19 protein-coding genes are annotated in these 12,197 nt (G+C 37.0%); 13 read left to right on the forward strand and 6 right to left on the reverse strand.

Annotated features, from left to right (window positions below; translation table 11 throughout):
• Nucleotides 1-3 precede the first annotated feature (3 nt).
• Together SMAR_RS08590 and SMAR_RS07950 are read right to left on the reverse strand one after the other, a co-directional pair.
• Nucleotides 4-144: a hypothetical protein gene (locus SMAR_RS08590; RefSeq protein ID WP_169696949.1), complete on the reverse strand. Its 141-nt coding sequence runs from the start codon at nt 142-144 to the stop codon at nt 4-6.
• 138 nt (nt 145-282) lie between these two features.
• Entirely contained in the window at nt 283-513 is a 231-nt protein-coding gene (locus SMAR_RS07950) for a hypothetical protein (RefSeq protein ID WP_148676790.1), read from the reverse strand.
• Between the two features lie 287 nt (nt 514-800).
• Between SMAR_RS07950 and SMAR_RS07955 the strand changes: the two genes are divergently transcribed.
• The 4 genes from SMAR_RS07955 to SMAR_RS07965 all read left to right on the forward strand — a co-directional run bounded on the left by SMAR_RS07955 (nt 801) and on the right by SMAR_RS07965 (nt 2,130).
• Nucleotides 801-1,013, forward strand: a complete 213-nt coding sequence (locus SMAR_RS07955; protein ID WP_011839814.1) for a hypothetical protein — start codon at nt 801-803, stop codon at nt 1,011-1,013.
• Nucleotides 988-1,371, forward strand: coding sequence for a PaREP1/PaREP8 domain-contain protein (locus tag SMAR_RS07960; protein WP_011839815.1), 384 nt, complete (start codon nt 988-990; stop codon nt 1,369-1,371). The genes SMAR_RS07955 and SMAR_RS07960 overlap by 26 nt, the downstream gene beginning before the upstream one ends.
• A gap of 225 nt (nt 1,372-1,596) precedes the next feature.
• On the forward strand, nt 1,597-1,731 hold the full coding sequence (locus SMAR_RS08695; RefSeq protein ID WP_280097290.1) for a hypothetical protein: 135 nt from the start codon (nt 1,597-1,599) through the stop codon (nt 1,729-1,731).
• A gap of 39 nt (nt 1,732-1,770) precedes the next feature.
• On the forward strand, nt 1,771-2,130 hold the full coding sequence (locus tag SMAR_RS07965) for a PaREP1 family protein (RefSeq protein ID WP_148676791.1): 360 nt from the start codon (nt 1,771-1,773) through the stop codon (nt 2,128-2,130).
• 495 nt (nt 2,131-2,625) lie between these two features.
• Here the strand turns inward: SMAR_RS07965 and SMAR_RS07970 are convergent, their stop codons facing one another.
• The gene (locus tag SMAR_RS07970; protein ID WP_011839817.1) at nt 2,626-3,156 is read right to left on the reverse strand and encodes a polysaccharide pyruvyl transferase family protein; all 531 of its coding nucleotides are present in this window, start codon (nt 3,154-3,156) and stop codon (nt 2,626-2,628) included.
• A gap of 604 nt (nt 3,157-3,760) precedes the next feature.
• On the opposite strand from SMAR_RS07970, the gene SMAR_RS07975 reads away from it, so the two are divergent.
• Nucleotides 3,761-4,144, forward strand: coding sequence for a hypothetical protein (locus tag SMAR_RS07975; RefSeq protein WP_011839818.1), 384 nt, complete (start codon nt 3,761-3,763; stop codon nt 4,142-4,144).
• 161 nt (nt 4,145-4,305) lie between these two features.
• Here the strand turns inward: SMAR_RS07975 and SMAR_RS07980 are convergent, their stop codons facing one another.
• Nucleotides 4,306-5,688: an MATE family efflux transporter gene (locus tag SMAR_RS07980; protein ID WP_052833879.1), complete on the reverse strand. Its 1,383-nt coding sequence runs from the start codon at nt 5,686-5,688 to the stop codon at nt 4,306-4,308.
• A gap of 290 nt (nt 5,689-5,978) precedes the next feature.
• Here SMAR_RS07980 and SMAR_RS07985 point away from each other — a divergent pair, with 290 nt between their 5' ends.
• Nucleotides 5,979-6,215 carry a hypothetical protein gene (locus tag SMAR_RS07985; RefSeq protein WP_148676792.1) on the forward strand — a complete coding sequence of 79 codons (237 nt, stop codon included), beginning with the start codon at nt 5,979-5,981 and terminating at the stop codon, nt 6,213-6,215.
• Nucleotides 6,216-6,255: 40 nt separating this feature from the next.
• Here SMAR_RS07985 and SMAR_RS07990 read toward each other — a convergent pair whose 3' ends face one another.
• Nucleotides 6,256-6,522 carry a hypothetical protein gene (locus SMAR_RS07990; protein WP_011839821.1) on the reverse strand — a complete coding sequence of 89 codons (267 nt, stop codon included), beginning with the start codon at nt 6,520-6,522 and terminating at the stop codon, nt 6,256-6,258.
• A 32-nt stretch (nt 6,523-6,554) separates the two neighbouring features.
• On the opposite strand from SMAR_RS07990, the gene SMAR_RS07995 reads away from it, so the two are divergent.
• The 7 genes from SMAR_RS07995 to SMAR_RS08595 all read left to right on the forward strand — a co-directional run bounded on the left by SMAR_RS07995 (nt 6,555) and on the right by SMAR_RS08595 (nt 11,777).
• On the forward strand, nt 6,555-7,043 hold the full coding sequence (locus SMAR_RS07995; protein WP_011839822.1) for an amino acid ABC transporter ATP-binding protein: 489 nt from the start codon (nt 6,555-6,557) through the stop codon (nt 7,041-7,043).
• Complete coding sequence (locus tag SMAR_RS08000) at nt 7,022-7,711, forward strand: amino acid ABC transporter permease (protein WP_011839823.1); 690 nt, start codon at nt 7,022-7,024, stop codon at nt 7,709-7,711. Before SMAR_RS07995 ends, SMAR_RS08000 begins: the two co-directional genes overlap by 22 nt.
• A gap of 137 nt (nt 7,712-7,848) precedes the next feature.
• The gene (locus SMAR_RS08005) at nt 7,849-8,289 is read left to right on the forward strand and encodes a hypothetical protein (RefSeq protein ID WP_244372417.1); all 441 of its coding nucleotides are present in this window, start codon (nt 7,849-7,851) and stop codon (nt 8,287-8,289) included.
• A 487-nt stretch (nt 8,290-8,776) separates the two neighbouring features.
• Nucleotides 8,777-9,145 carry a DUF4870 domain-containing protein gene (locus SMAR_RS08010; RefSeq protein ID WP_011839825.1) on the forward strand — a complete coding sequence of 123 codons (369 nt, stop codon included), beginning with the start codon at nt 8,777-8,779 and terminating at the stop codon, nt 9,143-9,145.
• A 275-nt stretch (nt 9,146-9,420) separates the two neighbouring features.
• Complete coding sequence (locus SMAR_RS08015; protein WP_244372419.1) at nt 9,421-10,647, forward strand: IS200/IS605 family accessory protein TnpB-related protein; 1,227 nt, start codon at nt 9,421-9,423, stop codon at nt 10,645-10,647.
• A gap of 225 nt (nt 10,648-10,872) precedes the next feature.
• Complete coding sequence (locus tag SMAR_RS08020) at nt 10,873-11,472, forward strand: YbhB/YbcL family Raf kinase inhibitor-like protein (RefSeq protein ID WP_011839827.1); 600 nt, start codon at nt 10,873-10,875, stop codon at nt 11,470-11,472.
• 143 nt (nt 11,473-11,615) lie between these two features.
• Nucleotides 11,616-11,777 (forward strand): hypothetical protein, encoded by a 162-nt coding sequence (locus SMAR_RS08595; RefSeq protein WP_169696950.1) that lies wholly within the window; start codon nt 11,616-11,618, stop codon nt 11,775-11,777.
• 29 nt (nt 11,778-11,806) lie between these two features.
• Here the strand turns inward: SMAR_RS08595 and hepT are convergent, their stop codons facing one another.
• Nucleotides 11,807-12,184: a type VII toxin-antitoxin system HepT family RNase toxin gene (gene hepT, locus SMAR_RS08025; protein ID WP_011839828.1), complete on the reverse strand. Its 378-nt coding sequence runs from the start codon at nt 12,182-12,184 to the stop codon at nt 11,807-11,809.
• Nucleotides 12,185-12,197: the final 13 nt, after the last annotated feature.

The following is a 12,197-nucleotide window of genomic DNA, read 5'->3' on the forward strand; positions in this document are numbered from 1 at the left end:
CCCCTATAAGATCCTCATCACCTTTAACCCCCCGTGTAGGAGTGGTTGTCTGTGCATTATCTTTTTGGTTGCTGTGAGTATTATATGATGCTGTGTAGCGCCTAGGGATTCATCAGCTTCCTTCTTCTCTACAAGTTTAGCCAAGTCATCAGGATGGGGGGCAACAATTCATTAAATAGTTCTAAGCCTAAAGTTAACATCTATTAGCTTTATGGCATCCCTTAAAGGCTTAGATATTAACGAGGTAATAGCTTATAGAGGAGCCATATAAAACTCTAACAGCTACTTGAACAGGATTGCCAATATTATTGTTATCCACATGGATATCTGTATCCCTATAACCCACCAAATCCTACCCCTAAGCTCCCTAACCTCGGATTCTAGACGATTTAGCCTCCTGTTAAAATCTTCTCTAAACTCCATCATACGCTTATCCATCTGCTCCAATACACCCTCAATCTTAGCAACCCTCTCCTCTAACCCAGCAACTCTATCCTCCAAAACCACGCTCACCCAGAAACCCCCAATAAAACCATATACTTCCCAGGGTACTTAAACACTAAACATACCCTACAATGTGAGGAGGAATCCCCCTAAAATACATGGTTACCCCATAAGACTTACCAACTCTTTCCACATTCACTTACTCCCACATCCTCATACTACTCCAAGCACCTTAGCACATTCAGCGATAGTGTCAGTTAGCTTAATTAGTAGAGTCTTAAATAATAACTCAATCCGGTGAAGCATTCGAGGAAAGGTTTAAAAAGGAAGGTATGGAGTAGAAGTATGGTGTTCGTATGGAGGCTGAGGAAGCTCTTGATAAGGCTATAGAGTTCTTAGAGAAGAGGGCAGGCTATTATTTCCATAGACTGGAAAGTATTAGCTTGAAGGAAGGAGTATGGATTATAAGATTCGATGTCGGCATCTTCGCCAAAGAGGTAGTAGAGGTAAGGATAGATGATAAGACGGGAAGGGTGATAGGGTTTGGGAAGATTAGCCGAGGTGCATAGGAGGAGATTTGAGGAATACTACCATAATGCCCTAGAATACATGGGGAGAGGTGATTTCCCAAAGGCCTCAGAGTTTATGTGGGGTGCTATAACTCAGACACTTAAAGCATTGGCAGCAATAAGAGGGTACCGTATAATTACTCACAAAGACTTCTTCGAATTCATGCGTCTTATCTCAAAGGAACTAGGAGACGAGGAACTATACAAGAAATTCCTACTATTAAACAATCTTCATAGAAACTTCTACGAAGAATACATAGATCCAAGAGACTTCCCCATCTACTATAAGGAAGCAGAATTATTCCTACGAAGAATATGGAGAATAGCCAAGGAAATCGAGGAATTAAGGAAAGGATAAATCTCCCCTAAACAGTTATACCAGGATACATCCTTAAATATATGGGTTCAATGATCCATTAAATCCTAGATCCCAACCATGTCAAATCTAATTAGGAGCCACATGCTCCACCCATACACCATCTGTCTTGCATTCTTTAAAGCATTCCACATAGATGTAGTACCACATTATAGGGGCAGCTTTAATAACTGGTAGCTAACCTAATCATATTGTGTGGTGGAATAGTTGACTACAATCACCATTGTCCTACCCGATAAGGTTTTAGAGTATCTTAAGAAGAAGGCTGGATACGAGGATAAGTCTATAGAGGAACTAATCGGTGAAGCTATACTCAAAATCCTTGGTATAAATGATCCCTAAGTCAACGCTGAACTACATTTAAAGTTATGTGAGAAATATATACGTGAAGCCGAGGAGCTCCTACTTAGGAAAGATTATACTCAAGCCTCCGAGAAAGCCTGGGGTGTAGCCTCCCAGATAGTTAAAGCATTAGTCGCTAAGGAGGGTGAAGAGCTAAGAAGCCATGCCAGCCTCTGGGAATACGTGGATAGACTAGCTGAGAAGCTTGGAGACATAGAGCTAAGACGCCTATGGAGAACAGCTAACACCCTCCACCAGAACTTCTATGAAAACTGGATGCCCCCTAGGGAAGTAGAATACGCAGTAAGAGATGTTAAAGCCTTCATAGAGAAGCTGAAGACCATATACGCTAAGAGCACCGGGAACCAAAATAAGAATAAATCCCTCCCCAACCCCTAACCACCCTCCTCAATGCTTTAATTCTAGGAGAAAACTTATCCCTCAAAGCCAGAATACTCCCCCTACTCAGAGGATTATCCCAGCTCCCACCAGCCTCTCTCAAAATCTCCTCATTCAACCCAAGGAAACAAGATCCTCGAAATGACCCAAAGGATTAGACCAACTGGCACCAAGCAACCTCTCCCCCATATACACCCCCAGGATATTTAGGATCCCGGCAATCATGGAAGTATCAGACCTATGCATACCTAAAACAACTACCGTTCTCTCCTCTTCCACACCACTTCAACCCCCAACTTTTCAACAACAGCATTCCCCAACATTAGATCGTATAGTCCCCGAAGTATTTAACCCCTCTAATAATATTTCTCTAAAGCAGGTTTACAAGATATATCAAACCTATAGCAATATGGATCTTCGTCAAAAATATTGCCGCAATCCTTAGGTAGTGATCGACAAAGTAGAACATACCCCTGTTTTCCCGTGGAATAGAAGCTATCCTACATACCTTCTAAGAAAAGACAAAACTAAATCCACAGAAACACTTTCCGGCTTAACAACCCTCCCAACAATCCTTCTACCAAGCCCATTCACCAGCTCAGCAAACTCCAAGACCTTAATATCATAGGCTATATTCAACACTGGTGTTCCACACATATGCGCGAGTACTAGTGCATGATACCTGACACAAATAACAGCTTTAACCAGCTTAAAAACACCTAGGATAGTTGACGGCTTAAACTCCTGGCTCAACACGTAATACCTATTACCCGAGACATCATGCAAGAATCTTCCTATAAGGTATCCAATACGTAAGTCGTCATCGAAAAACATATCAGGAAAACTACCACAACCAAACGGTATGTAGAGCAGCTTAACATGCTTATTAGCCTCAAGGTATTTAGCGAGAGTCTTAACTACACTATAGAGAACCCTAGCAAATACTCTTCCCATAAAAAACCTAAGATTAAGTCCAATAACTACATCTTCTTTACTAAAACCTAAACTCCTTAAAATATTCTCCATACCATGAATGTCAGGTTTAAGCCTTAGGAAAGGATCAAGTTCGAGAGTTATCCTCCTACTAGTAATGAAGCCCTTAACAAACCTCTAAGACTGAACGCCTCTAATATTATATATTATTTTCTCGTGAGTTTCCATAAATATTGCCTGCTTGTATCTATATCTATAAAATTGTCTCTAGTAAGTATTCGTATTATATATAAAAGAATAGTCCGTTGCATTCTGAGATAACTGAGTCTCTCAGACGTGCTCTCTCTACTCTTCCAGCGAGATCTCGATGCTTCATTATCTGCGTCTAGGAAGACTGTATATGTAGGGCCTCCTGCATGGTAGAGCCTAGTTATGAGGCTTAATAGGGGGGATATTGTTTTAACCGGTATGTTCAGGATCCTGCATAGGTAGATATAATCTGCTATAGTAGCTGGTATGTACTCTTCAAATAGTATATGACAGCTGAGCTTCTATGAAACATATGCAGTGATTAGAGGGGTTGTTAGGTTTTGTGGAGTATGTGTCTGAGGGATTAGATGGCTCGTATTAGTGGTTGTTCTGTTTACAATGGTTTAATATTTGTGGAGGCTTATAATTTATTAGGGGCTGTATTGCTTTGAGGCTTAGTATTTATGGGTTGGATGGTTTCACTTTGGGCATTATACAATTTATAGGAGAGGAGAAGGGAGCTATTATAGACAGATTAAAAAGTGTGGGGGTTGGCGACCTGAAAATGTTGATCTCAAAGACTCTGGGCTCTGAAGTGAAGGGTCTGGGCTTAGCATTCGGTAAGCTACAATATAATGATCAAATTCTTGACATGGCCTATTTACACATATCCTCAGCTGACGGCGACGAGTACATATTAGAAATATATAGGGAGTCAGGAATGCTGATAACAAATATAAGCGTGCCCGAAACATATGAGAAAGTCGTGAAACTATTGAAAGAAATATGTCCTAGAATAAAAACACCTAGGTCAAGGCTGATAGGTATTTAGATCTTCTTCTCCCCGATAAGTATTGTGTGAAAGCTTCTAAGGAGCCAGAACATATTATTTTCGAAAATGAAGAGGGTTCTGATAACTATTCTGGTTTAGAAAGGTTTGGTGATCAAAAATGTTTCTCTAAGGGGCAAGGATCGATCTGCATGTTCTAACTCCTACAAAAGCGTCTTCCTCACAATGCTTATAGTGTTTTTCAAGTCTTTTAACGTATAAGTTTTTGTGTATTGTAATGTGATAATTGATATAGTAGTCATTAGTACTGCCACTATAATGCCTGGTATGGATGTGATCATTAGTATTGCTGTTAAGATGTGCAGAATCCATAGAATTATCAAAGTCTTCAATATCCTTACCTCTTCTCTCAGGGCTATCATTAATGCTACAGTATTCGATAATAGGAATGAAATAGCTGCACCATATACCCCCATGCTTCTTGCAAGGAAGTATAATAGGATTAGAAGCGTTATCAAACGTATTGAACCTATTACCGCTATATTCCTCGTCTTGCCTTCCTTATTCAATTTGTTAATGATCGTAGTTAATGCAGTCAATGGCGCTATAGATAACAATAATACTTCGAGCGCGGATGCCCCGGATACAAGATTTGGATTAATTAGTTGTAGGATTGGTTTAGTAAAGGGTATCGTTAACACTATAATAGGAGTTGCAAGGGATAGCCCTATTCTGAAGCTTTCAGGGAATGGATCGGTATTGCTCCTTGTCCCTATTGGTAGCGCAGCCCCTATTATTGATCCAGGTACAGCCAATATTGCTAGCATAATCATAAGCGAAATATAAAGTATTCCTGTCTGAACCTCCTCACCAACTATTATTGCAAACACATAGACGCTTAGCACCGTTAATAATTGGTTAGCTATGATGTAGGGATAGTTCGAATACGTTAGCTTAACCAGATCTTTTATTTGTTCGCTTCTAGTCTTCAATGATATCTTATGCCTATGATAGATCATGACCAATAACACAGCAACTATAAGGCCGGCAACAACATATGCCATAAACCCTGCTAGAGGAGCTAACACCCCCACCTCCAACAAGGCAAGCAATGCGCCAACAGTAAGCTTCGCCAGTGCACCGATCGATATTGTTTCGAAGTATTGTTTAAACAATGTAAGCCCTAGAAGTATTGAAAGAAATGTTATGAGAAGTATGTTCAGCCCAGCATAAAGAGAAGCTAAATAAACCAAGACATGATTTGTTCCTAGAAGATAAGTTAATGGAACCGTTAAGATCATAGCCACAAACGCTAAGATAAGAGATACAAGCAATGATGCACCAATAGCCTCCGCCCCCTCAGCCGCCACCTGCCTCACAACAGCTATGTTCAGCCCTCCCGATACAAGTGTTAAGGCAATAGTCGCAGCACTAACGATAGCTGAGGCCTCACCAATTGATCCAACCCCACTCATATAAGTAATAACCAGCCAAAAAACTAGCCCCAAAACATTATTCACCAATGATCCCAGAAAAAGCCAAACACCACCAGCAATGGATTCATTAACAGTTTTCTCCATAACCAATCAATCCACAGCATATTTTATACGTCTTTATACGTCTTCATATAATCTTTAAAAAATGTTTTAAAACCACTTCTACTAAACCACCATAACAACCAACACTCCATAGAAATAAGCCCAAAAACATTAAATAAATAAACTTGTAATTTTTTGATGATTAAATGCAGTCCAATATATTGGTATATACTCTTGTTTAGAAGAGAACATATTGTTATATTTTTCACTTCACTAAGGATATATTTACTTGGTACTATATAGATTCAGATATTGATAACTCGTGGCGAAGAGTGTTGATGAAAAAGAATAGTTGGGTCTTCATCGAAACAATAGGGGTCACTTTAATTATTAGCTTTATAATACTACTTGTCATAGCAGCTGTGCTTTTAGCCTTAAACAATGAAGAATATGCAAACAAGTTCGCCGAGATCGCATATTATATGCTTGTAGGCGGAGTAATAATGCAATTAATATTATTATATAGAGAAAGAGGTGATAGGAATGAGGGCAGGATGCAATCTACCGGGAAATAGGCTTCCCATTATAATTATAAAAGCTTTGTAAGTAAGCTAGTTATTTTCGATACCTTATTCCTAGTGTTGCATCTGAATTTGGATCTTTTAAGAGTGTTTTATCCAAAGACTTATATATCTTTACTATGTCTTCTCCATTTGCCAACCTTTTAGCTATTACTTCTAATACCTTGTCTCCGAAACTCCATGTTACTCCTCCTTTGAAAGATAAATATGCATAGGCTCCTTTGCTTAGGAAAATATTTGCTAATATATCATCATTTAATCCATAGCATCCAGTATATATGATTACTGAATTACTTTTCAATTCGCCCAGTCTAGTTTTGAAGAATATTATTCATGCATTTAACAGCTCTAGATAATGTTAGGATTGGATTAGTGAAGGTTAAGAAGATGTCTAAGGAGGAGGCAACACGTAGAGCTAAAGAAGCTTTAGAAATGGTTGGTATCGGGGAGGATTTATGGAATAAGTATCCTGCACAATTATCTGGCGGTCAACAACAACGTATAGCTATTGCTCGAGCAATAGCTATGGAGCCATCAATAATATTAATGGATGAACCAACATCTGCTCTAGACCCTGAACTCGTGGGTGAAGTTTTAAGAGTTATTGAGAAGCTTGCAAAGAGTAAAACTACAATGCTTATAGTGACTCATGAAGTAGGCTTCGCATTAGAAGCCGCTGATGAAATAATGATAATGGATGGCGGAGTTATAGTTGAGAAGGGTCCGCCGAGCGAAATAGTTAGAAATCCCAAACATGAGAGAACTAAGAGGTTTATCGCCACAATCAGGGGTAGAAGATCTTGGGTTTCTTCGACGAGGTAGTTAATATAATATATGTTTATTATCCAATGTTTCTCGAGGGGCTTAAAAATACTCTTATCTTAACATTTACATCATATACTATGGGTTTCATTCTCGGATTCCTCATAGCTATTGGTAGGGTTTACGGTCCCCGACCACTACGCTATACTTTACTATCATATGTTGAACTAATACGTGGTACACCAATGCTTCTCCAATTATTCATGGTATACTATGCATTACCAGAGATAGGCGTTAAACTAGACCCTCTCACAGCAGCATTTCTAGGCATGGGTCTTAATAGTGCAGCTTATCAATCAGAATATCTTAGAAGCTCTATCAAAGCTGTTCCTAGAGGACAGTGGGAAGCAGCTCTATCTATTGGAATGACGCGTTGGCAAGCAATGACATCTATAATTGCTCCAATAGCGCTAAGATCATCCATACCTGCATTAACTAATGAACTAGTATACTTGTTAAAATATAGTTCACTAGCATACTTCTTAACAGTCATAGAACTAGTATATGCTGGAAAAATCATCGGTGCCGCTACATTTGCTTATCTGCAAATATATACTATAATAGCGATCATATACTTTGCATTATCGTATATTATGATGCGGATAATGAAAATTATTGAAAAGAAAACAATGATACCAGGATTCATAACTGCACATCCGAGAACATGAAAACTCCATACTTCATTGCTAATCAAAATACACCGTAGAAAAATCATTGATAACTATTTGTTTAAACTTAGTACATCATATGGCTTTATATGATATCATAAGTGTAATATATAAGTAAATATAAGTGTGGTAAATAGGTGAGAAAATTGAATAAAATAAATCTTTCACTATCTATATTTATAATGATTGTAGCTATCATGGTTTCTGCAACATACGTATTTGCAGCGAATACTAGTACCAATATTAGCTCTATAAACATAACTAATACTCTGCTAAGTAATCCTAAAGTTTTAATTGTAATCATGATACAGTTCCTACTAGGTTTAGCACTTGGTTATTTCTCTGTTAAAGTCTTAAAATACTTACTAGCACTTCTAGGAATAATAATATTAGGTGCCGTATTATCGGTTTGGAGCATTGGCGGAAGCATACAAAACCTACTCTTAAACATGGGTTCAGAAGCTCAAAAGCTATGGCCTGTTATAATGGGTCTCATACAAACACTAGGAATACTAACAATGGGACCTGTAACAGCGGGAGTAGTATTAGGGTTAATAATAGGATTACTCAGAAAGTAATCTTATAGAAACCATATTGTAGAATAAATTTTTAGCTTTACTAATCTTTTAATAAACATAATTAAAAAGCCTTGTTACTGTTTGATCTTTGATTAAATAAATCAATATAGTTTTTCTTAAATCTTATGCTTGATCCGTAAATTCAAGTGGTAAATCAAATGTTCTTAGCTAAAATATAGAATCATTTATCGAAGTTATATTCCAGAAAAACTCGGTTAAAATTTTTCAGGCAATACTGATAAGAATAAATCTTTTATAATTGAAGAATACGAGATTAAATCTCTCAACAGTTATTTCAAAGATTCCGATATCATTACAATATCAGAATTAATGAAATATTATTAGCACTTGTTGAGTTATGTATAGTTGAATAGATTTATATTTTGAAATTGTTAGGATCTAATTATTATATTTAAATGTTTGGAAAAGTATTTTAAGTTTGAATAATATTTTCTTATCTAATTATATAGTTGGGGTTAGATATATTATGGAGACTTCTCTTGGTATTGAAGAAAATGTTGAGGCAGCCTTATCATATGTGCTTGGATGGATTACTGGTATAATATTCTTAGTTCTTGAAAAGAAAAGCGAATTTGTCAGGTTCCATGCAATGCAGTCAACTATAACATTCCTTGGATACACGATTATATTAATTATTCTGGATGTTCTAGCATTAATACCATTTATTGGCTTGGTCTTTGTTTTTCTAGGCTGGCTTGTTTGGATATTAGCTATTATAACAGCGATCATATGTATATTGAAGGCTTTAAAAGGAGAAAAATATAAGTTGCCAATAGTTGGAGACCTAGCTGAAAAATATTTAGCGAAATATACATCTAGTGTACAATCAGCTTAATAATTAACGATCACCATGCTTTAGATAAAATAATACTTAGTTTAAAACATATGGTTTCCCTTACATCATTTTGCTACAATAAATACTTGAACAAGCTTCTCCCTCTTACAGTATTAGGATTTTAATACTTTTCATTGAGGTATCTTTAGACTATTCGCTTGTTTAGATGCTATGGTTGTTTTGGAAATTATGAAAACTATGATTGTTTTGAGGGTTAGTTGTTAGGTTCGTTTTATATATTTTTGTATAGTTTTTATTGGTGGTGGGGGTTGGGGGTGAGGGTTTATGCAACCGTTAAGATAAGGGCGGTTGCCCCCAATCCCAGCCTCCACCACAAACTCTATCTATTTCTTAGATCATATTGTGACTGGACACAGTATATTATAGATAATATATGGTTTGAAGATAAGATTCCATCTATGAAGAAACTACACGACAAATTTTATGGTTTGTTGAGGAGCATGGGTTTTCGTGCACATCACTGCCACAAAATTGAGCGTAGAGCAAAAGAAATTGTTAAATCCGTTAAGAAGAATAGGGGTAGGAAACCAGTATTGAGAAAATTAACAGCTAGAATAGATTATGAAGACTATAGACTAGATTTGAGGAGTAAAACATTGAAGATAGCTGTGCTCGATAATGAATGGATAGTTTTGAAGCTTAAATGGTACAGTTACATAAACAAATATATTAGTGATGATTGGAAGCTTAAGGAAATACTTGTATCTTTTAGAAACAATAATATATGGATATACTTGGTTTTTGAGAGAGAAGTTGTTTTTAGGAAGCCTAGAACTGTTATGGGTGTTGATATTAATTTTGACAACATAACATATACTATACTGGACATGAATGGTAGATTAGTATCTATGGGTATTATTCCATTCAAGGGTTTACGTAGAGCACTTCATTATAAGAAGCTTGCTGAGAAATTGCAGAAGAGGTATCCTAGGAATTGGAGATATGTTAAATGGGTTAGAAATGTTAGAGCTAGATGGTTGGGGAGAGCTAAGAACATATTGAGAGACACATCACACTATATAGCCAAAAAGATTGTAGGGATAGCAGATGAACATAACTCGGTAATAGTATTAGAGGATCTAAAAAATATTAAATCAAATAATAAGGGTAAAAGGTTTAATTGGAGAATAAATTTCTGGACATATCGTAGAATACAGGAGTACATCTACTATAAAGCATTAATAAAGAATATTCCTGTAGCATTCATTGATCCAAAATACAGTTCTAAGAAATCACCTATAGGTGATAGATTAATTTTCATAAACTATAGGTATGTTAGGTTGCCTAATGGATTCATTGTTACTCGCGACATTATTGCTTCATGGAACCTTGCACTCAGATATCTGCGGATGAAGGGCTCTGGGTGGTCTATGTGGAGCCCCGATAACTCCCTCAATGAAGGAATGAAGCCCCAACTCAAGAGGGGGAAGCCCGTGCAAGTATCAAAAATAACCAAAATAACCATAGTTTCTAAAAGATAATGCACGGGCAACCATTAATATTTCTATCCAACCCTAAACCTTTTCATCACATAGGGGATCAAGGTAATAGATATGTTGGAGACGTAGTTGCTGATCAATTCCTTAACGGAGTCTAGCCGAGATAATTTATATATATTCATATAGGTTTATAGAATAATAATAGTAGATACTTCTTGTAAGTATTGTGTTTTAAACAATTGTTTTAAACAATGTTTGGTGCTGGATATGTCTAGGAGATTAATTATTATCTTAATCCTCATTGTTGTGGCGATACTGGTTAGTATAGTATTTTATATGTTTTTGTTTAAGCCTGTGCATGAAGTTTATCCAAGCCCTATCAGAGAATTGATTATGGGTAAGCAGGGTTCTATCAGGGTTTGGAGCCCAGCATTCAGTAATGGTTCAAGAATACCCTCCCAGTACACATGTGATGGTATAGATGAGTCTTTCCCTCTAAGAATAGAGAATATCTCAGAAAATACTAGGTCACTCCTCCTCATAATGTATGATCCAGACGCCCCCCACGGAGTATTCTATCACTGGATACTATACAACATCCCACCAAACACAACACAAATACCTGAAAACATCCCAAAAACACCTATTACAAAGTATGGATTGCAGGGTAGAAACAATTTTGGCAAGATAGGTTATGGAGGACCATGCCCCCCCAGAGGATTTGGGAGTCATAGATACTACATAATAGTATTAGCACTAAATACAAAACTCAAACTACCACCAGGAGCAAACATTAATGAGGTAATTGATGAGGCAAAGAATCATGTAATAGCTTATGGTGTATACATGGGAAGATATAGTAGATAATAATTATAAATTATTGAAGCAATTCACCGAACACAATCTGTTTTCGTAGAGGAACTCTTATTGGGTGGCAGTATAGTTTTTGTTTATTATCGGAGATATTTATGTTTGTTAATGTTTAAGTGTTGTATCAGTGTGTTTGTCTAGTGTGTTGGCCTGTATTTAAGAGTGATTACTGTATTAATGAGGCGGGTTGTAAGGGTGTGGTTAGGGCTTCTAGAACAGTAATTGGGAAAGGACTGTGGACAAGATATAACTTCCCAGATACAAGAATAAACACATATAAAATAATAAAAACAAGCATTTAGGGAGAAATGGTTATTGATTATTCGCTATTTTATGGATCTAGTTTTTCTGCTTCCCCCCATAGAATTCTCACTAGATCCATAAATTTATCTAGCTCGTTTCTAAGAGTATCATATATTATGTCATGCCTTATCTCAGCATAGCCGTGAACAAGTATGTTCCTCATACCCGGAACAGCTAGTAGGATGTCAGAATATTTTCTTGGAACAATATTGGCATATATAATTGATTCAACCACCTCCCTATAGCTTGGCCCCCTCGAGACCCCTTTACGAGCAGCTATGAATGCTGCTAGGTCAAGTATGGATTCTAAAACTATGTGTAAATGCCTCTCAGCCAATGCTTGTAGATCCTCGTTTACCCTGTATTCATCCCATGGTGTCTCAACAATATTTCTAAGCTTCTCCAAGCTCCTCCTAGCC

It is taken from the genome of Staphylothermus marinus F1 (assembly GCF_000015945.1).
Classification (GTDB): Archaea; Thermoproteota; Thermoprotei_A; order Sulfolobales; family Desulfurococcaceae; genus Staphylothermus; species Staphylothermus marinus.

Bases quoted from the DNA above. Each gene is read 5' to 3' on its own strand.
- SMAR_RS07955 (WP_011839814.1), top strand. From the start codon at position 801: ATGGAGGCTGAGGAAGCTCTTGATAAGGCTATAGAGTTCTTAGAGAAG.
- SMAR_RS07970 (WP_011839817.1), bottom strand. From the start codon at position 3,156: ATGGAGAATATTTTAAGGAGTTTAGGTTTTAGTAAAGAAGATGTAGTT.
- SMAR_RS07985 (WP_148676792.1), top strand. From the start codon at position 5,979: ATGAAAAAGAATAGTTGGGTCTTCATCGAAACAATAGGGGTCACTTTA.
- SMAR_RS07995 (WP_011839822.1), top strand. From the start codon at position 6,555: ATGCATTTAACAGCTCTAGATAATGTTAGGATTGGATTAGTGAAGGTT.
- SMAR_RS08010 (WP_011839825.1), top strand. From the start codon at position 8,777: ATGGAGACTTCTCTTGGTATTGAAGAAAATGTTGAGGCAGCCTTATCA.
- SMAR_RS08020 (WP_011839827.1), top strand. From the start codon at position 10,873: ATGTCTAGGAGATTAATTATTATCTTAATCCTCATTGTTGTGGCGATA.